Here is a 22355-nt window from a genome sequence, read left to right on the forward strand (position 1 = left end):
CTGGGCTTACTTCTGCGGCTGGTCGAGTTGCGCGACCATGACGTACTTGCGCTGGTCATCGCCCGGCGCCTGCCAGTAGATGGTGATGGTGACCAGATTGGTGCCGAGCGTCGCCGTAGAGCCCTTGGGCTGGCTGGCAATGCTGACGGTGGGCTTGTTGCCCGTCACACTGGTGCCCGGCAATGCGCTGGCCCAGGCATCTTTCCAAGCTTTGTATCCGTCGCCGTCCGTGACGAACTGAGCTTGCAGGATCAGGTCTGTGCGGTCGCTGACCCACATGCGACTGACCAGGTCATTGGCCTGGAGCACCGCAGTCGATCGATACTCCGCAGCCGACGCCTGCTTGACGGAGGTGGCTTGCAGGCCGATCAGTCCGAGCACGCCGACCGAGAAGATCAACAGTGCGACGAGAGCTTCCAGCAGCACGATGCCTCGTTGATTCTTGGATGCGCGAGAGACGCGGGCGCAACGTGCGCTTCGATGGTGAAGATTGGCGTTCATGGTCTTCTTCATGGAATGCAGGCCATCGGATCCCCGCTGCCTCGTTTGGGGTCGCACATGCGAATCTGGCCCCCGGCGGAGACCAGGATCCGCAAGCAGCGCAAGTTGCCGCCGTCCGCAGCGCAGGTGCCTTTGCTGGACTGAATATTGATGACAGCGTCTTCCAGCTTTGTGTCGGGAGATGTCGTCGTGGTCATGCGTCCCAAACCGCTGAAACCGAAAACGCCCGCGTGCCCGCTATCGATGGTGGCGCTTGCGCGACCGGATACTGACTGCCCCATCTGGGAGATGTCGGTGTTGCCACTGCCGCATTTCGATACGGGCGATGCAGTGCTAACGACCCAGTTGGGGCCCGCCGTGGCGATGGCGCAGGAGTCGTCCAGCGAGGTGGTGAGCTGCATTCGCACGGGCGTGTTCCGCCGAACGGCCTCCGAGCGAGCGGACTGCAAGCCGTTCTGCACGGATTCGGCAGTGCTGCGGATCTGCGAGTTGTAGATCCATTCGGTGAAGGAGGGCGCGCCGAGGGCCACGGCAATCACGATGATCGCAATGCCAACGAGCAACTCGATCAGCGAGACACCGCGCTGGGCGATCGCCAAATGCGATCGCGGAGATGGACGCGCTGGCATTCAGCACCCGCCCTTGTTGGTGATCCAGCAGTTGGTGCCGGCGGTCCAGCCCGTCTTGCCCTTGGAGGTCTTGCCGCTCTTCTGATCGAGTGTGAACTCGAAGCCGGACATGGTGTTTGCCCTGCCTCCGGCCGTAATCGTGAATGTGTCGGACGTTGCAACGCACGAGAACTGAAAGCTCTTGTTCGTGTTGTTGAGCTTTACGATGTCTCCCGTGGTCGCATCATCGACCAGACACTTGGTTGTGGAGCCTGTCAGGTTGTAGGTGCGGTTGTCTTGAAAACCTTGTTCCATCTTGACCGCCAATGCCGACAGATTCGACGTTGCGTCGGGAATGCGCCCACGAAGCACATATTCGCCATACAACGGCACGGCAATGGCCGACAGCACCCCGATGATCACCACCACGATCATGATTTCGATCAGGGTGAAGCCCCGCACGCGATGGCGGGAGGACGGGATGCGACTGCAAGAAGGCGAGTGATTCACGGCGGGCTTTCCTGAGGTGCTTCCCGCTCGATCCGAGGGGGAGCAATCTGTTGACATTAGTCACAGATTGTCACCAGATGTTTGCCCGCGGCAAAAACCGCTCGTCAGGGGCGATGTGCCGCTCGTCCCTCAATTTCCGATCGCTGAGAGGCCTTTAGCTCTCTTTTTATTCGTATTTCTTGAAGTTTGCGGTCAGTCAGCCACCCAACTCCCCGACTTCCCCCCATGCTTCTCCACCACATGCACATCGGTGATCCGCATCCCCCGGTCCACCGCCTTGCACATGTCGTAAATCGTCAGCAGCGCCACCTGCACCGCCGTTAAAGCCTCCATCTCCACCCCGGTAGGCCCGACAGTCTCGACAGTCGCCGTACAAGCCACCTGCGGCGCACCCCCACCTTCAGCCAGCGCAAACCCTATCGCCACCCGCGTCAGCGCCAGCGGATGGCACAGCGGAATCAGGTCGCTCGTCTTCTTGGCTGCCTGGATGCCCGCGATCCGCGCAACCCCCAGCACGTCCCCCTTCTTCGCCGTCCCCGATTCGATCAGCGCCAGCGTCGCCGCCTGCATCTCGATGCGTCCGGTGGCAACCGCCACGCGGTGGGTCGCCGGCTTGGCGGCCACGTCGACCATGTGGGCCTGGCCCTGGGCGTCAAAATGGGTGAGTGTGCTCATGGGGATACCTTCGTGCTTCGCACTGCGGTGCGAGCTTGGCTGCCCGGCGCGGCGCTCATGGGTGAACGTTCGTTTTGAAGATGCATCATACGAGCCCCAGCCATGGACGAGGAATGCTGCGCTTGACTCCCTTAGCAAAGCCAAAGACCACCGCAACGCCCGCCCTGCGCGCGATCTGCGCTTCCGTTTTGATAGCGGCCCAGGCCCTGCTGCCGATACCCGCCAGTGCGCAGATGCAGCAGATCCTGCCCGGCCTGGGCGACGGCGGCGAAATGACCGCCAGCGCCGAGCGCAGCCTGGGTGACCAGATCGCCCGCGAGCTCTACCGCGACACCGACTACATCGACGATCCGGTGATCGCCGCCTACGTCCAGGACATCTGGCAGCGCCTGCTCGCCGCCGCCCGCGCCCGTGGCGAACTCACGCCCGAGCTGGACGAGCGCTTTGCCTGGACCGTCCTCCTGGGCCGCGACCGCAACATCAATGCCTTCGCGCTGCCGGGCGGCTACCTGGGCCTGAACCTGGGGCTGGTGGCCGCGGTCGGCAGCCGCGACGAGCTGGCGACGGTGCTCGGCCACGAGCTCTCGCACGTCACGCAGCGCCACATCTCCCGGATCATGAGCAAGCAGGGCAAGCAGATGCCGCTCATGATCGCCGGCCTCATCCTGGGGATGATCGCGGCCAGCAAGAGCCGCAATTCCGACGCCGGCCAGGCCGTGATCATGGGCAGCCAGGCGCTCTTCATGCAGAACCAGCTGAGCTTCTCGCGCGACATGGAACGCGAGGCCGACCGCATCGGCTTCGGCGTGATGACGCAGGCGGGTTTCGCGCCGCAGGGCGCGGCGGCCATGTTCGAGAAGCTGCAGTACGCCTCGCGCCTGAACGACAACGGCTCCTACCCGTACCTGCGCAGCCACCCGCTCACGACCGAGCGCATCTCCGACATGCAGGGCCGGTTCCAGTTCCGCATGGACACGGCGCCCGCGCTGCCGCTCGCCATGGACCACGCGATGATCGCCTCGCGCGCCCGGGTGCTGACGCGGCCCGGCGTCGATGTGCTGCGGCTCTGGGTCGACGCCGCCGCCAGCGGCGAGTTCGCCCGAAGCACGCCAGCACAGCAGGCCGGAACGCTCTACGCAGCGGCGCTCGCGGCCAAGGAACTGCGCGACTACAAGGCCGCGCGCACCCTGGCCGAGCGGCTCGTGGCACGCACCGCGGAAGACCCGGCGGCAGCCAAGCAGGCGCGTTGGCTCGATGCCGAGATCGAACTGGCCGCCGGCGCGCCGGCCAAGGCCGCCGCGCTGCTCGATGCCAAGTCGAAGGAGCGCCCCGAGATGATCCTCGCGGCCGAGGCCGCAGCCGCCACGCGCCAGCCCGCGCCGATGATTCCCGTGCTGCGCGACTGGGTCGCGGCCAACCCGCGCGATGCCACGGCGTGGCGCGTGCTGGGCAACCTGTATGGCGCGCAGAACGACACGCTGCGCGCCGTGCGCGCCGATGCCGAAGCCAATGTGGCGATCCTGGACTACCCCGCGGCGCGCGACCGCTTCAAGGCGGCGCAGGAGCTGGTGCGCAAGTCGGGTGCGCCCATCGATCACTACGAGGCGTCGATCATCGACACCCGCGCGCGGGCCATCGACGTGCTGGTGAAGCAGCAGGCCGAGGAGCCGCCGCTGAAGTAGCCGTGCGCTGCCGAGCTCAGCGCTTGGAGAGCAGCCCGCCCAGGGCGGCTTCGATGAGAAGGCCCAGCAGCGAGTAGATCAGCGAGCCGATCAGCGCGGCCACGAAGCCGTTGACGTGAAAGCCGCCCAAAAGGCCCGACGCGGCCCAGAACAGGAGCGCGTTGATCACGAACAGGAAGAGCCCGAGCGTGACGATGGTGACCGGCAGCGTCAGCACCACCAGCACCGGCCGCACGATCATGTTCAGGAGGCCGATCACCGCGGCCGCGATGAGCGCGGAGCCGAAGCTTGCAACCTGGACACCGGGGTAGAGATAAGCCACCGCCAGCAGCGCGACGGCGCTGAGCAGCCATTTGATGATGATGCGCATGCGGCGCAGGATACCCCAGAGCCCCCAAAACAACGAGCCCCGGAGCGTTGCCGCGCCGGGGCTCGTCGGGGGGTGTCTGCCTTGCCTATTCAGCCAGTTCGTTCGCCAGCACCAGCAATGCGCCCATGCCCATCACTGCGCCGGGAAAAGCCCAGCCCGACTGGTGGGCCGGCGTCTGCTCGGGCGTGACCGGCTCCAGGTCGACGCCGATCTTCGGGCGGCGCGCATCGACCACGTGGGTGGCCGAATGCTCGCGCTTCAATTGCTGCGTCAGCTCGGCCAGCGGGCCCTTGGCCAGCACCGCCGTCACCTGCCCGCCGTTGCGCTCGAGCAGGGGAAGCATCTGTGCCTGCACCTTGCTGAACCACTTGGCGCGCCAGTTCTCGCGGGCACTGTGGCTCACCCACTTGCTGATGCGATGCGTCATGCGCGGCGCGCAGGCCACGAGCACCCAATGGCGCGCCACGACGCTGTTGGCATCGGGGGCGAGTTCGGCGAACTGCTCGCTGGCATACACGGCGTCGTCGACATAAAGAATGATCTTTTCCATGAGTGCTCCTTCGGATAGTTAGAGTGGCAGAGACTGGTTTGGACAGGAAAGTTTCTCAGCGAAGTTTCTGGCGATCAATGGGGTAAGCCAGTGCTCAACCGGTCGTCACGGCCGTTGCCGGCTTGTTGCGGGCCTGGCGCATGGCCACCCACTTGCCCACCGCCAGCACCAGCAGCGCGCCACCGATGCCGGCTGCGTACTTGATCGTGTCGGTCTGCGGCACCTTCGGCACCCAGGTCCAGTTGGCGGGGTTCGCCAGGGCCGGGTCCGAGACGGCCATCGTGCCAGCGATCCAGCCCAGCAGCATGCCGCCCAGCGTGATGATCAGCGGGAAGCGGTCCATCAGCTTGATGACCAGCTGGCTGCCCCAGACGATGATCGGAATGCTCACCAGGAGGCCGAAGATCACCAGCGGCATCTGGTGGCCTTCGCCCGCACCCTGTGCGGCGCCGGCGATGGCGATCACGTTGTCCACGCTCATCACCAGGTCGGCAATGATCACGGTCTTGACCGCGCCCCACAGCTTGTCGCTGCCGGTGATGTTGCCGTGCGCGTCGTCATGTTCGGGCGCCAGGAGCTTGATGCCGATCCACACCAGCAGGATCGCACCCACCAGCTTCAGGAACGGAATGGCCAGCAGCGTGAGCGCGAAGAAGATCAGGATCACGCGCAGGATGATCGCGCCGGCGGTGCCCCACAGGATGCCCTTGGTGCGTTGGGCCGGCGGGAGCTTGCGGCAAGCCAGCGCGATGACGACGGCGTTGTCGCCACCCAGCAGGATGTCGATCATGATGATCTGACCGACAGCGACCCAGAACTCCGGGGTCATGAACAGTTCCATAGATTCCTCTTTGTCTTCGCGCCGTTCCTGCCGTTCCTTGATTGGATCTCGACAGGCAGGCGCATACCGATGCGTTTCGATTCATCCCGCGCGGGGCGGGTCGAAAGCGAGGAAACGAAGACGCCGGGTGACACCGGGGACTTGCGAACGCTTCGACCAAACCTGCGCAGGTTCAAATCGAAGGTCTTGCTCGACAGCGCCTGCGCCAGTGCGCATGCGTTGTCCGAAAGGCCGGAAGTGTTGTGCTTCGTATTGACGACCTGTCGATTTCCGCCGTTGTGCGGCGGTCGGGAGCTACTCCCCTTCGTGGGCGGGATTAGAGCATCGAAGGCCGCGGCGTGGCAACCGAAAGTTTTCAGGGATTTAAAGAGAACCGCCCGGCAGGGCTCATGAACAGGGGCTCTGGCGCTATCTGATTTGTAGCACTCATGTCCCTTCGCAGCTGCGGGACATTGGCGGACTATGATCGCCGCTCGCTGCTTTTTCACTCCCCCCATGGCCGCCATCCACATCACAGACATCGAGGCCGCCATCAACCACTGGCGCGCCAGGAGTCCCTCGCCCGACGGCATCACGCTGGCGCCCGAATTGCGCGCGCTGGCCGAGGTCTACGCGCTCATGGTGTTCCACCACGAGGACGAGGTCGACGAGGTCGGCTTTCCGCCCAAGGCCTGGGCCGCGTGGCTCGACTGGTACCACAGCACCCCCGACACGCCCTGCATCGCGATCTGCTCCACCAGCCAGGGCGACGACGAATGCAAGGGGTGCGGCCGCACCTTCGACGAAGTGCAGCACTGGCCCGCCATGACCCCGGTCGAGAAGCGCGTGACCTGGCGCCGCATCACCATGGAAGACTCGGCCTGGCGCTTCAACAAGTACGCCGAGCGGGCGCGCGAAGCCGAGCCGCCGCAGTGGCCGGACGACCCCGCCGAGCCCGTCGGCCCCGACGACACGCCCTGAAGCGGCAGCACCCGTGCGTCGCCTCGCCCAAGCGCCCAATCTCGCGATCGCGACCCTCTGGGTGCACGCCTTGCGCGAGGACGGCGTCCAGGCCTCGGTGCAGCGCGAATTCCTCGGCGCCGTGATGGGCCAGCTGCCGCCCGATCAGTGCCTGCCGGAAATCTGGATCGACGACGACGCCCAGTTCGAGCGTGCCAAAGAGCTGCTGCACGCGGTGCAGCACCGGCCGCAGCGCAACTGGCAGTGCGTGTGCGGCGAGCGGATCGAAGGCGGGTTCGAGCAGTGCTGGCAGTGCGGCGAGATGATGCCGGTGGCCTAGCCCTGCGGGGGCCGGAGCGCTATTTCCAGCGCAACAGCTCGACGTCGATGCTGTTCGTGCCGTCGCCCAGCGTGAGCGTGTTTTCCTGGATCGTCGCCTGCAGCTGCATGCTGCGCTGCGCGAGTGCGGCCAGCGCCTGCGAGGCCTCGGTCGGCACGCGGTAGACCTTCAGGTTCTGCGGCCGCGTGAGCTTGTTCTCGATGCCGCGCCACCAGATCTCGGCCGCGTGGTTGAAGCAGTAGACGATCACCTCGTCCGCCTTGCCGCAGGCCTTGAGGACGGGCTTGTCCTCGGGCTGGCCGACCTCGATCCAGATCTTGATCTGGCCGGTGAAGTCACGCAGCCACACATCGGGCTCCTCGACGTTCGAGAGGCCTGCGCCGAAGGCCAGCGTGCCGTCGCCGTTGCACACGTCCTGAAGCTGGTGCGCATTGAGCGCGAGCGCGACGAGCCGGATCATCATCCGCTCGTCGGTCTCGCTCGGGTGGCGCGCCAGGGTCAGCGCATGGTCGGCGTAGTAGCCGTGGTCGATGTCGGCCACCGCGAGGGTGGCCTTGAAGATGGTGGATTTGAGGGCCATGGGTGCGCGAGTATGCCTGCCGCACACGCGCGCAGATGAGGCAGATGTGCGCGCATGCATCTGCAGGCGTGCACCCCCGGCCTCAGAACGCCACCGACGCCTGCAGGTACACCGTGCGCGGCTGCCCCACGTACTTGCCGCCGTTGTTGTCCACCGAGCGGTTGTAGTAGCGGCGATCGAACAGGTTCTTCACGCCGACGGCCAGCTTCAGGTGGCTCATCGACGGGCCGAAGTCGTACGCGGCGCGCAGGTTCATCGTGGTGTAGCCGGGGATGTTGCCCAGCCGGCCGGTCGAATCTTCCAGCGTGACGTAGCTCGCGCCGTCGTCCGGCGAGCCGGGCGAACGTTGCCTGGATTGCGCGTACACGTCGGCATTGAGCGTCCACGGGCCGCGCTCGTAGCGCGCACCCAGCGTCAGGATCTGGCGCGAATAGAACGGCAGGTCGCGCCCGGCGAAGTTGCCGGCCTTGGAGGTGGCCTGGGTGTAGGTGTACGTGCCCGACACCGACAGCCCCTTGAGCGATGCGCTCAGGTCGCCCAGCTCGTAGCGCAGCGCCGATTCGACGCCGCGGTGCCGCGTGGCGCCCAGGTCGGTCCACTGGCCGACGTCGCCGGTGATGGAGCGCGCCAGCTGCAGCTCCTTGTCGAAGTTGATGTTGAACAGCGTCAGCTCGCCGCTCCAGGCCTCGCCCTTGTAGTGCGTGCCGATTTCGTAGGTCTTGGCCTTCTCGGGGTGCAGGCTGGTGGTGGACTGCGCGAGCTGGGCGTACTGCTGCGGGCCGAACGACACGCCGGCATTCGCGAACAGCGACCAGCGCTCGTTCATGCGGTAGAGCACCGACAGCGTGGGCAGCACTTCGTTGGAATCGATCTTCGGATAGATCGCGTTCGTGATGCGGTTGTTCGCCACGGTGAACACGTCGTTGTGCGAGCGGAACGATTCATAGCGCACGCCGGGCGTGATCGTCCAGCTGCCGATGTCGATGCGGTCGTCGATGTAGAACGCATGCGCCACCGTGCCGCCCTTGCTGGTCTGGTAGGCGGGGTTGGCCAGGCTGTAGGCGTCAAAGCCCGGGCGGGGCGTGTAGTAGGCGCTGCGCGTCGCCACCTCGGAGGCTTCCTCCCGCAGGTACCGGAAGCCCACGCTGACTTCCTGCACCACGTCGCCCGAATCGATCAGGCGCGAATAGCGCGGCTCGATCGCGAAGGTCTTGTAGTTGCGCGGCGCGCTGGTCAGGCGGCGCTTGCCGGCGTTGGCGCCGGTGCCTTCCTGCTCCAGGTGGCTGCCGCGGAACGAGTCGGTGTAGTAGCCCAGCATCTCGAACTTGTTCACGCCGTCGTTGTGCGTGTACTTGATCGAGCCGTCGGTGCGCCGGCCGGTGAACTCGTCGAAGGGGCGGTCCGACTGGAACGGGTTCGCCGCGAACTGCGCCGTCGTCAGGCCGCCGGGCATGCGCGCGCTGCCTTCGAAGTGATGCAGCGACACCGCGATGTCGTCGGTGCTCGAGATGCGGTAGGCGCCCTTGAGCATCAGGTCGTCGATGCTGGTGTGGTCGTTGCTCTGGCGAAAGCCGTTGCCATGCGTGCCCGAATACAGCAGCGCAAGGCCCAGGCCCTTGTCGTTGGTGCCGCCCACGAACAGCGTGGGCGTCGTCTTGGTGCCGCCGCCGTGGCCGGCGCTCTCCAGGCCCACGCCCACCTCGCCCGAGAACTGCTTGGGAATCGCGCGCGTCACGAAGTTGATGATGCCGCCCACGTTCTGGGGGCCATAGCGCACCGAGCCCGCGCCGCGCACCACGTCGACCGTCTCGATGCTGCCCAGCGACAGCGGCGCGAGCGACAGCTGCGGCTGGCCGTAGGGCGCGTAGGCCAGCGGCACGCCGTCCAGGAGGACGGTCGAGCGCGGCGAGAGCCGCGAGGTCAGGCCGCGCACGCCCACGTTCAGCGAGATGTCGCTGCCGCCCGTGCCGTTGCTCTCCTGCACCTGCACGCCCGGAATCTGGCGCAGCACGTCGCGCACGCTGGAGGCACCGCTTTCCTCGATCTGCTTGCGCTCCACGATGCTGCGCGCGCCGGCGTGTTCGAGCACCTTCTTCTCGCTGGGGTTGGCAAGCCAGTCACCGGTGACGGTGATGGCGTCCAGCGACGATTTGGACGGATCGGCCGCGGGCTCGGCGTCGGCGGCGAAGCTCTGCAGGCTGAGGGGTAACAGCGCCATCGCAATGGCTGTGCGTTTGTGCGGGAACAAGGGGAACTCCTCCGGGAATGAAAAAAACAGGAAAACCGTGTGCGCAGGACGTGGGGCGTCTTCTTCAGGGTCGGGACGCCCTCAGGACGTCGTTCGGCTGGAAAGCGCGTTGTCGTTGTTGCGTGCCGCGGCGGCCATCGCGCGCCGGCGCCACCAGAGCCAGATGCCGCTGAAACCCAGGCCGCCGAGCGCGAGACCCAGCAGCGCGGTGACGACCTGGTGGGCCACGCCGCCCAGTTCGCCCGTGTGCAGCGGAAAGATCACCGCCACCGCACCGTTGCCGGTGTCCAGGTCCTGCCACTTGCGCGCGGCCAGCACCTGGCCGCTCACCGGGTTCAGCCACACGGAGCTGATGCCGTTGGGATGCGGGTCGTCGGGCAGCCGGAAACGCACGCGGATCGGCCGGTCCGCCTTGCCGGGCACCAGCAGGTAGCCGATCGGCTGGCCCGGGTACACCTGCTGCGCGCGCGCGACGAGTTCGTCCAACGGCATGCGCGGGCCGCTAGCGCTTCCCTTGGGAATCGTCGGTGCCTTGACCGGCTGCTGCCCCAGGGCGGCGGAGATGAAGCCGCCCAGCGGCCGCCACGCCATGTAGGCGCCCGTGGCCACCGACACCGCGATCAGGAGGCCCAGCACCGCGCCGCCCGTGCGGTGCAGGTCGAACAGGCCGCGCAGCAATCCGCGGTTCAGCACGATGCGCAGCGACGGCGGCCAGCGCGTGGGCCACCACAGCACCAGGCCCGTCACCAGCAGGAACAGGTAGGACAGCGCCACGAACGCCAGGATGCCCTTGCCGGTGCTGCCGAGCAGCAGGCTGTTGTGGACCTTGTAGGCCAGGTTGTAGAAGCCCTCTTCGGTGCCGCGCCGGCCCTGCTCGGCGCCGGTGGCGGGGTCCAGGTAGAGGGTGCCGTCCCACTTGCCGCGCACCAGCACCCAGAGCGTTTCATCGGGATGGTGGGGCGGCCGCAGCGTGAAGCTGGTGTCGGGGCCGAACTCGGCCACGATGCGTTGGCGCAGGGGCTCCAGCGGCAACGCGGCCGTGGCCGCAATGGCATCACCCGCGCTGCGCGCGACGAAGAAGTCGGAATGGACCTGGCGGTCGATCGGCCGGGACACCACCAGCACCGCGCCGAGCAGCGCCGTGAGGGCCAGGATCGGGCCGAGCGTGAGCCCGGTCCAGCGGTGGATCTTCAGCCAGAGACGTCGCAGCGGAACGCGCAGCATGAATCACGGGGACCTCGAGGAGTCCCGTCATGGTTGTTGGCTGGCGGGCCCGTGAAAGGGCGCGTTGGCTGGGAAGTCGGGGTCTGTGTGCAGATCGCACCAACCGTTCGCTGCGGTTGGTAGATCGATGCACAAGAACTTCAGATTCTACGGGCGAGTTCCGCAGCCTTGCCGACGTAGCTGGCGGGAGTCATGGCCAGGAGGCGGGCCTTTTCCTCTTCCGGAATGGCCAGCGAGCGGATCAGCCCGTGCAGCGCCTCGGCCGTGACGGTCTTGCCGCGCGTCACTTCCTTGAGTTGCTCGTAGGCGCCCTGCACGCCGTAGCGGCGCATCACGGTCTGGATCGGTTCGGCCAGCACTTCCCACGACGTGTCCAGGTCTTCGGCCAGCGCTTCTTCGTTGAGCTCCAGCTTGCCAAGGCCGGTGGCCAGGCTCGCGTAGGCCAGCGTGGCGTAGCCGAAGGCCACGCCGATGTTGCGCAGCACCGTGCTGTCGGTCAGGTCGCGCTGCCAGCGGCTGATGGGGAGCTTCTCGCTCAGGTGGCGCAGCACCGCGTTGGCCAGGCCCAGGTTGCCTTCGGCGTTCTCGAAGTCGATGGGGTTGACCTTGTGCGGCATCGTCGAGGAGCCGATCTCGCCCTTCTTCAGGCGCTGCTTGAAGTAGCCCAGGCTCACGTAGCCCCACACGTCGCGCGAGAAGTCGACCAGGATCGTGTTGGCGCGCGCCACCGCGTCGAACAGTTCGGCCATGTAGTCGTGCGGCTCGATCTGGATGCTGTACGGCTGGAAGCTCAGGCCCAGGCCGAGCGGGGCGGGCGTCTCGATGACCTTGCGGCTGAAGGCTTCCCAGTCGAAGTCGGGCCAGGCGGCCAGGTGGGCGTTGTAGTTGCCGACGGCGCCGTTCATCTTGCCCAAGAGCTGCACCGAGGCGATCTGCGCGCGCGCCTTGGACAGGCGCACCGCCACGTTGGCGATTTCCTTGCCGACGGTGGTCGGGCTGGCGGTCTGGCCGTGGGTGCGCGAGAGCATCGAGACGCCCGCGAACTGGTGCGCCATTTCGCGCAGCTTGGCGATCAGGCCGTCGATGGCCGGGAGCACCACCTTCTCGCGCGCGGCCTGGATCTGCAGGGCGTGGCTGGTGTTGTTGATGTCTTCGCTGGTGCAGGCGAAGTGCACGAACTCGGCGGCGGCCAGCAACTCGGGCCGGGCTTCGAACCTGGACTTGATCCAGTACTCGACCGCCTTCACGTCGTGGTTGGTGGTTTTCTCGATCTCCTTGATGGCCAGCGCATCGGCCTCGGAAAAGTGGGCGACCAGGCCCAGCAGGTACTTGCGGGCGCCGCCCGTGAGGGGCTTGAATTCGGCGAAGCCGCAGTCGGACAGCGCAATGAACCACGCCACCTCGACCTGCACGCGCCGGTGCATATAGCCCTGTTCGCTCATCAGCGGACGCAAGGCCGCGAGTTTGGCCGCATAGCGGCCGTCAAGGGGGGAGAGGGCGGAGACGGTGGAAAAGCTCATGCCCGAATTTTAGGCGGCCGGCGGTCCGTGGGGCCGTACCGACACATTGGGGTGGATCCGGGCCTGCGGCTTTCCCGTTCACCTAAAATGATTATGAACAAGTGTCATACAGCCAAGAGCAAAGGGAGAGAGCCTTCATGAAACTGATCGGATCCGCCGCCAGCCCTTATGTGCGCAAGGTGCGCGTGGTGCTGGCCGAGAAGCGGCTCGATTACCAGTTCGTGATCGAGGACGTCTGGTCCGCCGACACCACCATCTCCAACTCCAATCCGCTGGGCAAGGTGCCCTGCCTGATCATGGAAGGCGGGGAGGCGATGTTCGATTCGCGCGTGATCGTCGAATACCTGGACACGCTGTCTCCTGTAGGCAAGCTCATTCCGCAGCAGGGCCGCGAGCGCGCCGAGGTCAAGACCTGGGAAGCGCTGGCCGATGGCGTCATGGACGCCGGCGTGCTCTGGCGCCTGGAGGCCACCTGGTCCGGCCGCAACGACCACGAGCGCAGCACGAGCTGGATCGAGCGCCAGCGCACGAAGGTGTTGGAGGGCGTGGCCGCCATGTCCAAGGGCCTGGGCGACAAGCCCTTTTGCAGCGGCATCCACCTGAGCCTGTCGGACATCGCGGTGGGCTGCACGCTGGGCTGGCTGAGCCTGCGCTTTCCCGATATCGACTGGCGCGGCGAGCACGGCAACCTGGCCAAGCTCTACGACAAGCTCATGCTCCGTCCCAGTTTCATAGACACGAAGCCTTGAGACGGCACAGCCCCGAACAAAGGCGCCACACGGCGCCTTTTTCTTTTTCAAAGTCCGGTGAACCTGGCGACTGCGGGAAAGTAGAGCCGGTACGGCAGCAGCCGCATCAGCTTCATCCAGAACGTGAAGCGCCTGGGAAAGTGGATCTCGAACGCGCCGCGCCGCCAGCCGTCGAGCATGGCCTCTGCCGCCTGTGCGGGCGTGATCAGTGCCGGCATCGCAAAGTCGTTTTTCGCAGTGAGCGCCGTGGTCACGAAGCCCGGCTGGATCACGCTCACGCCGATGCCGCGCGCGTGCAGGTCGATGTAGAGCACCTCGGCCAGGTGGGTCAGCGCGGCCTTGGTCGGGCCGTAGGCCAAGCTCTTGGGTAGCCCGCGAAAGCCCGCGACGCTGGCCGTGAGCGACATGTGCCCCGCGCCGCGCGCCACGAAGCCGGGCAGCACGGCGGCCAGCACGTTCAATGCGCCGACGTAGTTGACCTCTTGGTGCGCGAGCATCTCGTCGAGCGCGAATGCGTCGGCGCGCAGCACGCCGTAGGTGGCCGCGTTGAAGAGCACGAGATCGACGGTGCCGGCCATCGCCTGCAGCTGTGCATACGCCGCGGCGACCGCGGCGGCATCGCGCACGTCCAGCGGCAGCACGATCACGCGCGGCGGCAGCGCGGCGTCGTTGTGCAGCGACGCAAGTTCTTCGAGTGCGTCGCCGTTGCGCGCCGACACCGCGACCCGCGCGCCGCCCTCGAGCAGCGCCAGCGCCGTCGCGCGGCCGATGCCCGAGGAGGCGCCGACGATCCACGCCGTCTTGCCGTGCCAGTCGGCCAGCGGCGGATTGAAAGGCCTCACGGCGAAGCCTTCGCCGGAAGCGGCAGGGGCGATGCGCAGGCGGGCGATCGAATCACCAGCGCCCACAGCGCCACGCCCGCAATCACCTTGAGCACACAGGGCAGCAGGCAGTAGGCGAGCGACAGCGCCTGCAACGCCGGCGCATCGCGTGCGCCGGGCACGTACCCGGCCAGCCCGAGCAGCGGCAACGCGAGGCCGGCGGCCAGCGCGAGGTTGAGCTTGGTCGCGAAATTCCACCAGCCGAAGTAGGCGCCGGCATGCGGCTGGTCGCCGGCCTCGGCAATGATTCCGGCGAGCAGGGCGCCCGGCAGCACGAGGTCCGAGCCGATCGCGAAACCCGACAGCGCGCAGACGACGAGAAATGGCACCGCGTCGCCCGCGCCCAGCGCACCGGCCCATGCGAACACCGCCACCGACATGCACATGCCGCCGAGCCAGCTGCGGGCGAGCCCCCAGCGGCGCACGATGCGCAGCCACGCCGGGATCGACGCGGCGGCCACCACGAAGTAGAGGCCGAGGAACGCGGGCTCCATCGCAGCCGGCGCGCGCAGCCGGTCCTGCACGAAGAACAGCACCAGCGTGGCCGGCACCGCGCTCGCGATGCCGTTGAGCACGAACACCGCGAGCAGGCGGCGAAACGGCGCACGGCGCAGCGGCAGCCGCAGGTCGACCGCTGCATGCGGCGCGGCGCCGAGCACCGGCCGCGGCGCCCGTGTCCAGAACGCCCAGCCCATCACCAGCAACACGCCGAACAAACCCACCGTCGCAGGCAGGCCCGCCAACGCCGGCATCACCGATGCGAGCACCACGCCGAGGAGCCCCATGCCTTCGCGCCAGCCCACGATGCGGCCGCGCTGCACGGCGTCGCCGCCCAGCATCGCACCCCACGACTGGTGCGCGATGCTCAGCATGCTGTAGCCCGCGTAGGTCAGCGCGAGCAGCACGGCGGCGACCACGAGCAGCGCGCCTTGGCGCGCGGGATCGACCAGCAGCTGCGGGAAGAACAGCAGGCCGAAACCCAGCAGCAGCACGCCCGCCGCGACGGCACCGCAGCCCAGCACCGCCTGCGGCGAACGCGCATGGAGCCTGTCGCTGAGTCGCCCGAGCAGTGGGTCGATCAATGCATCGAGCAGACGTGCGCCCAGCAACACCGCGCCGAGCGTCGCGAGCGGCACGCCAAAGGCGCGTGCGTAGTGGTTGGGCAGCAAGACGTAGAGCGGCAGCGCGACGAACGCGAGCGGCAGCCCGAGCAGTCCGTAGCGCAAGCCGTCGAGGGGACCGAAGGAGGACACGAAAAGGCCGTGCCGTCTCTAGCGCTTGCGCAGCGTGTACTGGACCACGTCGATGTTGGCCTGCGAGAACGCCGCCTCGCAGTAGGCGAGGTAGAACTCCCAGATGCGCATGAAGCGCTCGTCGAAGCCCAGCTGCAGGATCTGCCCTCGCTGCGCGAGGAAATGCTCGCGCCAGCGGCGCAGTGTCTCGGCGTAGTCGGCACCGAAGGCGAACTCGTCCACCACCTCGAGCCCCGCCGCCTCGGCCTCGCGCCGGAACTCGCGTGGGCAGGGCAGGCAGCCGCCCGGGAAGATGTACTGCTGGATGAAGTCGGTCGAGTCGATGTAGCGGTCGAAGAGCTGGTCGTCGATCACGATGCTCTGCACGCAGGCGCGGCCGCCGGGCTTGAGCAGCCGGCTCACGCTCTGGAAGTAGGTCGGCCAGTACGCGCGGCCCACGGCCTCGACCATCTCGATGGAGCAGACGGCGTCGAAGGGCGCATCGCCGATGTCGCGGTAGTCCTGCAGGCGAAGGTCGGCCGAGAGACCCGCGGTGCGCTGGCGGGCAAAGGCGAGCTGTTCGGTGGAGAGCGTCACGCCCGTCACTGAGGCGCCGAAGTCGTTGGCCGCCATCTCGGCCAGCGCGCCCCAGCCGCAGCCGATCTCCAGCACGCGGTCGCCCGCCTTCACGCCCGCCATGTCGAGGGCGCGGCGCACCTTGGCGCGCTGCGCATCGGGCATCGGCTTGCCGAGGTCGCCCTCGAACCAGGCCGACGAGTAGTTCATCGTCTCGTCCAGCCAGAGCTTGTAGAAGGCGTTGCCCAGGTCGTAGTGCGCGTGGATGTTGCGGGAACTCCCGGCCTTGCTGTTGCGGTGCATCAGGTGCCGCACGCGGTACACGAGGCGGCCGAACCAGCTGCCGTAGACCACGTCCTCGATCGCGCGGCGGTTGGCGATGAACACCTTGATGAGTTCGACCAGGTTCGGCGTGGTCCAGTCGCCCGCGATGTAGCTCTCGGCAAAGCCGATGTCGCCCGACTTGAGCGCCGCCTTGCAGACCTCCCAGTTGCGCAGCGTGAGCGAAGCCGTGAGATGGCTGCTGCCGGGCGCGGCGCCGAAGTGCCGCACCGAGTCGTCGGGCAGCCGCACCGTGAGCGAGCCGTGCGCAAGGCGCTGCAACAGGCCGAGCACCGTGCGCGCGGCGCCGGGCGCGTCCTGCGGCAGCGAAAAACGCGGAACCGGTGAGGCGGTGGTGGTCGGTGTCATGGATTCGCCTGCTGCTGCGGGGTGTCGCTGGACACGAAATGAAGGGGCGGCGCCGGCTTGGCGACGAAGGGAACGCGCTTGAACCAGAGCTTCGCGGCCTGCCAGTGGATGCGTGCGATGAGGCCGAAGGTCATCGCGGGATAGCGCCACAGCGCGCGCCGTGCGCTGGCCGCCGTCAGCGGGCCGAGTTCGCCGCTCACGCTGGTCTGCAGCAGCGGGCCGTCGGCGTTGTCGTGGTCGATGCGCACCACCGTGTGCGCGAACTCGGCATCGACGAAGAAGCGAAAGCGGTAGTCGCCGCTGACCTGGCAGAACGGCGAGACATGGAAGGCCTTGGTCGCCCTGAGTTCCATGGCGTAGACCGGGCGGTCCAGCAGATAGCAGTGGCGCTCGCCGAAGGTGTTGTTCACCTCGACCACGATGGCCCGCAGCGCGCCTTCGGCCGTGTGGCAGTACCAGAAGCTCACCGGCTTGAAGGTGTAGCCGAACACGCGCGGGTAGCAGTGCAGCCAGGCTTCGCCGGTGGCGTCGTGGATGTGGTGGGCGGCCAGGAGATCGTCGAGCCAGGCCAGCGCGCCGCCTTGCGCGGGCGTGCGGCGGTCGCCGTGGTCGACGTCGTGGAAGGACAGCGCCGCCCGCCGGTTGAGGGCGAGCGCTTCGCTGCCCGCGGCGCGCGCCTTGATGGCGCGCATCGGCAGCATCAGGAAATAGGTCGGGTAGACGAAGACGTTGCGCGCCGGGCGCAGCCGCGCGTGGCGCACCTCGCCGAAGCCCATCAGCGGCACCGGCTGCGCTGCGCTCATGCCGGCGACCTCGCCATTGCGTCGATTGGCGAGAGGTGCGCGCGCAGGCCTTCGGCTGCGGCCAGGCCGGCCTTCAGGCCATCCTCGTGAAAGCCATAGCCCATCCACGCGCCGGCGAACCAGGTATTGCGCTGGCCCTGCAGGGCGGGAACCTCGGCCTGCGCGCGGATCGCGGCAAGGTCGAGCACCGGGTGGTCGTAGTCGTATTCGGCCATGACCTGACTACGCTGGATTTCGTCGACCGGATTCAACGAAACGATCACCGGCTGCTCCCAGGGCAGCGGCTGCAGCTTGTTCAGCAGGTAGTGGAGGCAGACCCGGCCCGACTCGCGCTCGCTGGCGACCGCGCGCTGGTAGTTCCAGGCGGCCCAGGCGGATCGGCGTTGGGGCAGCACGGCAGCGTCGGTGTGGAGCACGGCGTGGTTCGGCTGGTAGCGGATCGCGCCGAGCACGGCCGCCTCGGCTGGGCTGGTGTCGCCGAGCAGGGCGAGCGACTGGTCGGAATGGGTGGCGAGGATCGCGTGGTCGAAGCGCTCGGTGCCGGCGTCGGTGGCGACGAGCACGCCTTCGTCCGTGCGGGTGATGCGGCGCACGGGGGTGCGAAGGCGCTTGTCGTCCAGGCCCGCGACGATCTTCTCGACGTAGTGGCGGGAGCCCCCGCGCACGGTGCGCCACTGCGGCCGGTTGGCGATCTGGATCAGGCCGTGGTTGTGGCAGAAGCGGATCATGGTCGCGACGGGGAACGCCAGCATCTGCGCGGTCGAGCAGCTCCAGATACAGCCCATCATCGGCAGGAAGTACCAGTCGCGGAAGGCGGCGCCGAAGCGGTGGGCGTCCAGGAACTCGCCGAGCGGCTGGGCCAGTTCGCCTTCCGTGCCGGCCTGGGCGATGCGCGTGGTCAGGCGGTTGAAGCGCAGGAGGTCGGCCAGCATGCCGAGGAAGCGCGGGTCGGCGAGGTTGCGCCGCTGGGCGAACACGGTGGAGAGGTTGTTGCCGCTCCATTCGAGGCGGCCGCCGTTGTCGCGGGCGGCCTGGACCGAGAACGACATCTCGGACAGGGCCGTCTCCACACCCAGGTCGGCGAACAGGCGGATCAGGTTCGGGTAGGTGCGGTCGTTGTAGACCAGGAAGCCGGTGTCCACGCCGTGGGCGATCGGGGTGGCATCGCGGGCCGAACGCGGCAACTCGATCGTTGCCGTGTGCGCGTGGCCGCCGAAGTAGTCACTGGCTTCGAAGAGGGTGATGCGGGCTGCGTCGCGGAGGGCATGCGCTGCAGCCAGTCCCGAAATGCCGGCGCCGATGATGGCGATTCGAGGGGGCTGCGTCATCGCGAGCCCCCGTTCCGGCGGGAATACAAAAATGCTGCGAGGCGCCCCGACGCGAAGGAGGGAGGGAGGGAGGAGGAGAAGAATCGCCTCGGGATTTCGACCAGACGGCAAGCGCCTGGAAGACCTCGCAACATGAAAACCGGTGGGCTTTTGCCACCCACGCAAATTATGAGCACGCCCTCGGCGGCACGGTTCCCTGTGCAGTGGTAAGCGTTTGTGACGTTCAGTTCACAATGATATGGACCCATCGGTAAATAATATTACCGATTCGTATTTTTGTGAACTGATCAGTCTTAATTTGTCCCGAGTTGCTTCTCGATGACGTTCACGAAGCCGTTCTCGTCCGGCGCCGTCATGCTCGACCAGGCTTGCACGACCTTGCCGTCGCGCCCGATCAGGTACTTGTAGAAATTCCATTTCGGCGTGGTGCCGGAGGCTTGGGCGAGTTGCTTGAACAGCGGGTTGGCGTCCGTTCCGCGCACCGACGACTTGGCGAACATCGGAAACTTCACGCCGAACGTGCTTTCGCAGAAATCGGCAATTTCCTTGTTGGAGCCCGATTCCTGGGAGAAATCGTTGGAGGGGAAGCCCAACACCACCAAGCCGCGGGTGCGGTACTTCAGGTCTAGCGCCTCCAGGCCCTTGTACTGCGGGGTGAAGCCGCAAAAACTCGCCGTATTGACCACCAGGACCACCTTGCCCGAGTACTGGCACAAAGTCTGGGGCTTTTCATCCTGCAGGCGCGGGAAGGTGTGTTGAAGGATCACCGGGCATCCGGCAGCCTCTGCCGCAGCGGGCGCGGCGGGCGGTGTCTGGGCGCTCGCCGGAAGCGTCGCAAACAGCCCCGCCACGAGGGAAACAGCCGGTGCGCAGCGCCAGAGCGTCGACAATAAGAAAAGGGTTCGCATGGCGGGCTCCTGGTTCAAAAAGGGGGGTGTGCATCCGTGCCGCCACGGCGCACGTATCCGCATCATCGCGCGTCTGTCACGGGCGCGCCAAACGGGCCGACTAAAATCGGCGGCCATAGAAAGACTTTGATGCTCTATCCGGAACTCTTCAGACAACTCGAATCCGTCCGCTGGGACATGGACAAGGACATTCCCTGGCAGTCGTTCGATGCTTCCTTGCTGACGGAAGAGCAGGCCCAGACCATCAAGATGAATGCCATCACCGAGTGGGCGGCGCTGCCGGCCACCGAGATGTTCCTGCGCGACAACCGCCACGATAGCGATTTTTCCGCTTTCATGTCGATCTGGTTCTTCGAGGAGCAGAAGCACTCCCTGGTGCTGATGGAGTACTTGAAGCGCTTCAGCCCCAAGCACGCCCCCACAGAGGCTGAACTGCACGAAGTGCGCTTCGACTTCGACCCGGCGCCTCCGCTGGAAACCCTCATGCTGCATTTCTGCGGCGAGATCCGCCTGAACCACTGGTACCGCCGCGCCGCCCAGTGGCACACCGAGCCGGTCATCAAGCACATCTACACCACGCTGAGCCAGGACGAAGCCCGCCACGGCGGTGCCTACCTGCGCTACATGAAGCGCGCGCTGGAAAAGTTCGGCGACGAGGCCCGTGCCGCGTTCACCAAGGTCGGCGTCCTGATGGCCAGCGCCCGCCGCACCGCCCAGGCCCTGCACCCGACCAACCTGCACGTCAACAAGGCGCTGTTCCCGAACGACACCATCCAGAGCCGCATGCCCGATCCAGACTGGCTGGAGCACTGGCTCGACAAGCAGATCAAGTTCGATGCCGTCTGGGAAACCAAGGTCGGCGAGCGCATCCTGCACAACCTGAGCCTCTTGATGAACCGCAGCTTCAAGACGGTGCAGGAGCTGAACCGGTACCGCAAGGAAGTGGCCGCCACGCTCGGCCCCAAGCCTGAATACCAGGGCGCCTGAACAGCAAGAAAATCGCCCCGCACCCCGGGGCGATTTTTTTGGGGCCCGGGTGTCACAGCCCGCGGGCACCGAACGTCTAATCGGGCATGGACGACGATCCGACCCTCACCTTCGACAGCCACCGCCGCCGCCTCCAGGGCATCGCCTACCGCATGCTCGGCTCCGTTGCGGAGGCCGAAGAGGTCGTGCAGGACGCCTGGCTGCGCTGGCATGAGGCCGACAAGGCCAGCTTCGACAGCGCCGAAGCCTGGCTCGTGACCGTCGTCACGCGGCTGTCGATCGACCGGCTGCGCACCGCCAAGGTCCAGCGCGAGCACTACATCGGCGCCTGGATGCCCGAGCCGACGCTGACCGAATCGCCCGACACGCCCGAGGAATCGCTGGAGCGCGCCGACAACATCTCCGTCGCCTTCCTCGCCGTGCTCGAGCGCCTGGCGCCCGAGGCGCGTGCAGCCTTCCTGATGCGCGAGGTGTTCGACGCCGACTACGACGAAGTGGCGCTCACGCTCGGCAAGAGCGAAGCCGCCTGCCGCCAGTTGGTGCACCGCGCCAAGGCGCAGGTGCAGGACGCCCGCCCGCGCTACCAGGTCTCGCGCGAAACCCACCAGCGCCTGCTGCGCGCCTTTGCCGATGCCGCCGCGCGCGGCAGCATGCAGGACCTGAAGGCGCTGATGGCCGAGGACGTCGAACTCATCGGCGACGGCGGCGGCAAGGTGCAGTCGTTCAGCAAGGTGCTGCGCGGCAACCAGCGCCTGGCGCAGCTCTACTACTCGCTCTGGCGCCGCATGGGCCCGGTGGTGCGCATGGAGCTCGTGGAGATCAACGGCGAGCCCGGCCTCCTGCGCTTCGTCGATGGCGAGCTCGAATCGGCCCAGACCTTCGAGATCGAAGACGAGCGCATCGCGCGCATCCGCGTGCAGCGCAATCCCGACAAGCTCGCCCGCATCGCGCAGATCGTTGCCTCGAAATAGTTCGCGCGGCGTGTCACAGGGCCGATGGCTGGCCCGTCTTCAGTGGGTAGGAAGCAGATTTTTCAACCCACCCACTGGAGTCCTCTCATGAACACGACCCCCCGCCTGAACTGGTTCAAGCTCGTCCCCAATTCCTTCGAAGCCATGCTGGCCGTCAGCGGCAGCATCGAGTCCAGCACCATCGGCAAGGTGCTGATGGACCTGGTCTTCACCCGTGTCTCGCAGATCAACGGTTGCGCCTACTGCCTGGACATGCACGTGCGCGACCTGCGCAAACAAGGCGAAGGCTGGCAGCGCATCAACAGCGTGGCCACCTGGCGTGAAGTGAGCCTTTTCGACGCCCGCGAGCGCGCTGCGCTGGACTGGGCTGAATCGCTCACGCGGCTGGCCGACCACCACGACGAGCGCGAGGCCGAATTCGAAGCGCTCAAGGCACAGTTCAGCGACGTCGAGATCGCCGAACTCACGCTGGCGATCGCGCAGATCAACACCTGGAACCGCATGAACGTCGCCATGCGCATGCCCGTCGCCGTGAAGGCACTGGACTGAGAAGGTGTGAATGAACCTGCGCGGCCCGATCTCGCACCTGCGGTTCTCACCGTACAGAGTACGGCCCGGTCCTCGGTGCAAGCTCGAACCGCT

General features: G+C 66.7%; 24 protein-coding genes. 7 read left to right on the top strand and 17 right to left on the bottom strand.

Features of this window, described 5'->3' with window-relative positions; genetic code table 11:
* Positions 1-6 precede the first annotated feature (6 nt).
* The 4 genes from pilV to moaC all read right to left on the bottom strand — a co-directional run bounded on the left by pilV (position 7) and on the right by moaC (position 2294).
* Positions 7-513: a type IV pilus modification protein PilV gene (gene pilV, locus BM133_RS17130; protein ID WP_143100145.1), complete on the bottom strand. Its 507-nt coding sequence runs from the start codon at positions 511-513 to the stop codon at positions 7-9.
* Positions 510-1100 carry a GspH/FimT family pseudopilin gene (locus BM133_RS17135; protein WP_177224863.1) on the bottom strand — a complete coding sequence of 197 codons (591 nt, stop codon included), beginning with the start codon at positions 1098-1100 and terminating at the stop codon, positions 510-512. Before BM133_RS17135 ends, pilV begins: the two co-directional genes overlap by 4 nt.
* A gap of 30 nt (positions 1101-1130) precedes the next feature.
* A complete protein-coding gene (locus BM133_RS17140; protein WP_305728066.1) occupies positions 1131-1619 on the bottom strand; it encodes a type IV pilin protein in 489 nt (162 codons plus the stop codon).
* A gap of 192 nt (positions 1620-1811) precedes the next feature.
* Positions 1812-2294 (bottom strand): cyclic pyranopterin monophosphate synthase MoaC, encoded by a 483-nt coding sequence (gene moaC / locus BM133_RS17145; RefSeq protein WP_093436051.1) that lies wholly within the window; start codon positions 2292-2294, stop codon positions 1812-1814.
* Positions 2295-2407: 113 nt separating this feature from the next.
* Here moaC and BM133_RS17150 point away from each other — a divergent pair, with 113 nt between their 5' ends.
* On the top strand, positions 2408-3976 hold the full coding sequence (locus BM133_RS17150) for a M48 family metalloprotease (RefSeq protein WP_093436054.1): 1569 nt from the start codon (positions 2408-2410) through the stop codon (positions 3974-3976).
* Between the two features lie 16 nt (positions 3977-3992).
* Here the strand turns inward: BM133_RS17150 and BM133_RS17155 are convergent, their stop codons facing one another.
* From BM133_RS17155 to BM133_RS17165, 3 genes are all read right to left on the bottom strand, one after another.
* A complete protein-coding gene (locus BM133_RS17155) occupies positions 3993-4346 on the bottom strand; it encodes a phage holin family protein (RefSeq protein ID WP_093436057.1) in 354 nt (117 codons plus the stop codon).
* Positions 4347-4431: 85 nt separating this feature from the next.
* The gene (locus BM133_RS17160; protein ID WP_093436059.1) at positions 4432-4896 is read right to left on the bottom strand and encodes a hypothetical protein; all 465 of its coding nucleotides are present in this window, start codon (positions 4894-4896) and stop codon (positions 4432-4434) included.
* A 94-nt stretch (positions 4897-4990) separates the two neighbouring features.
* Positions 4991-5737, bottom strand: a complete 747-nt coding sequence (locus BM133_RS17165) for a TerC family protein (protein ID WP_093436061.1) — start codon at positions 5735-5737, stop codon at positions 4991-4993.
* A 495-nt stretch (positions 5738-6232) separates the two neighbouring features.
* Here BM133_RS17165 and BM133_RS17170 point away from each other — a divergent pair, with 495 nt between their 5' ends.
* Both BM133_RS17170 and BM133_RS17175 read left to right on the top strand, forming a co-directional pair.
* Complete coding sequence (locus BM133_RS17170; RefSeq protein WP_093436064.1) at positions 6233-6697, top strand: DUF3717 domain-containing protein; 465 nt, start codon at positions 6233-6235, stop codon at positions 6695-6697.
* Positions 6698-6710: 13 nt separating this feature from the next.
* Positions 6711-7016 (top strand): putative signal transducing protein, encoded by a 306-nt coding sequence (locus BM133_RS17175; protein WP_093436066.1) that lies wholly within the window; start codon positions 6711-6713, stop codon positions 7014-7016.
* A gap of 19 nt (positions 7017-7035) precedes the next feature.
* Here BM133_RS17175 and BM133_RS17180 read toward each other — a convergent pair whose 3' ends face one another.
* From BM133_RS17180 to purB, 4 genes are all read right to left on the bottom strand, one after another.
* Positions 7036-7596 carry a YaeQ family protein gene (locus BM133_RS17180; protein ID WP_093436069.1) on the bottom strand — a complete coding sequence of 187 codons (561 nt, stop codon included), beginning with the start codon at positions 7594-7596 and terminating at the stop codon, positions 7036-7038.
* A gap of 82 nt (positions 7597-7678) precedes the next feature.
* Complete coding sequence (locus tag BM133_RS17185; RefSeq protein ID WP_177224876.1) at positions 7679-9814, bottom strand: TonB-dependent receptor family protein; 2136 nt, start codon at positions 9812-9814, stop codon at positions 7679-7681.
* A 111-nt stretch (positions 9815-9925) separates the two neighbouring features.
* Positions 9926-11068 (bottom strand): PepSY-associated TM helix domain-containing protein, encoded by a 1143-nt coding sequence (locus tag BM133_RS17190; protein ID WP_093436074.1) that lies wholly within the window; start codon positions 11066-11068, stop codon positions 9926-9928.
* A gap of 140 nt (positions 11069-11208) precedes the next feature.
* Positions 11209-12588 carry an adenylosuccinate lyase gene (gene purB, locus BM133_RS17195; protein ID WP_093436077.1) on the bottom strand — a complete coding sequence of 460 codons (1380 nt, stop codon included), beginning with the start codon at positions 12586-12588 and terminating at the stop codon, positions 11209-11211.
* A gap of 137 nt (positions 12589-12725) precedes the next feature.
* Here purB and BM133_RS17200 point away from each other — a divergent pair, with 137 nt between their 5' ends.
* Positions 12726-13337, top strand: a complete 612-nt coding sequence (locus BM133_RS17200) for a glutathione S-transferase N-terminal domain-containing protein (RefSeq protein ID WP_093436079.1) — start codon at positions 12726-12728, stop codon at positions 13335-13337.
* A gap of 47 nt (positions 13338-13384) precedes the next feature.
* Here BM133_RS17200 and BM133_RS17205 read toward each other — a convergent pair whose 3' ends face one another.
* The 6 genes from BM133_RS17205 to BM133_RS17230 form a co-directional block, all read right to left on the bottom strand.
* Positions 13385-14179 (bottom strand): SDR family NAD(P)-dependent oxidoreductase, encoded by a 795-nt coding sequence (locus BM133_RS17205; RefSeq protein ID WP_093437068.1) that lies wholly within the window; start codon positions 14177-14179, stop codon positions 13385-13387.
* Positions 14176-15471 carry an MFS transporter gene (locus BM133_RS17210; RefSeq protein ID WP_093436082.1) on the bottom strand — a complete coding sequence of 432 codons (1296 nt, stop codon included), beginning with the start codon at positions 15469-15471 and terminating at the stop codon, positions 14176-14178. Before BM133_RS17210 ends, BM133_RS17205 begins: the two co-directional genes overlap by 4 nt.
* A gap of 18 nt (positions 15472-15489) precedes the next feature.
* Positions 15490-16716, bottom strand: a complete 1227-nt coding sequence (locus BM133_RS17215) for an SAM-dependent methyltransferase (protein WP_093436085.1) — start codon at positions 16714-16716, stop codon at positions 15490-15492.
* Positions 16713-17519, bottom strand: a complete 807-nt coding sequence (locus tag BM133_RS17220) for a DUF1365 domain-containing protein (RefSeq protein WP_093436087.1) — start codon at positions 17517-17519, stop codon at positions 16713-16715. The genes BM133_RS17215 and BM133_RS17220 overlap by 4 nt, the downstream gene beginning before the upstream one ends.
* Positions 17516-18847, bottom strand: a complete 1332-nt coding sequence (locus BM133_RS17225; protein ID WP_093436090.1) for an NAD(P)/FAD-dependent oxidoreductase — start codon at positions 18845-18847, stop codon at positions 17516-17518. Before BM133_RS17225 ends, BM133_RS17220 begins: the two co-directional genes overlap by 4 nt.
* 293 nt (positions 18848-19140) lie before the next feature.
* Entirely contained in the window at positions 19141-19755 is a 615-nt protein-coding gene (locus BM133_RS17230) for a glutathione peroxidase (RefSeq protein WP_093437071.1), read from the bottom strand.
* A gap of 129 nt (positions 19756-19884) precedes the next feature.
* On the opposite strand from BM133_RS17230, the gene BM133_RS17235 reads away from it, so the two are divergent.
* From BM133_RS17235 to BM133_RS17245, 3 genes are all read left to right on the top strand, one after another.
* Positions 19885-20742 carry a ferritin family protein gene (locus BM133_RS17235; protein WP_041943094.1) on the top strand — a complete coding sequence of 286 codons (858 nt, stop codon included), beginning with the start codon at positions 19885-19887 and terminating at the stop codon, positions 20740-20742.
* A gap of 86 nt (positions 20743-20828) precedes the next feature.
* A complete protein-coding gene (locus BM133_RS17240) occupies positions 20829-21713 on the top strand; it encodes an RNA polymerase sigma-70 factor (RefSeq protein ID WP_093436092.1) in 885 nt (294 codons plus the stop codon).
* An 87-nt stretch (positions 21714-21800) separates the two neighbouring features.
* The gene (locus tag BM133_RS17245) at positions 21801-22262 is read left to right on the top strand and encodes a carboxymuconolactone decarboxylase family protein (RefSeq protein ID WP_093436095.1); all 462 of its coding nucleotides are present in this window, start codon (positions 21801-21803) and stop codon (positions 22260-22262) included.
* Positions 22263-22355: the final 93 nt, after the last annotated feature.

The organism is Variovorax sp. 770b2 (genome assembly GCF_900115685.1).
GTDB lineage: Bacteria > Pseudomonadota > Gammaproteobacteria > Burkholderiales > Burkholderiaceae_C > Variovorax.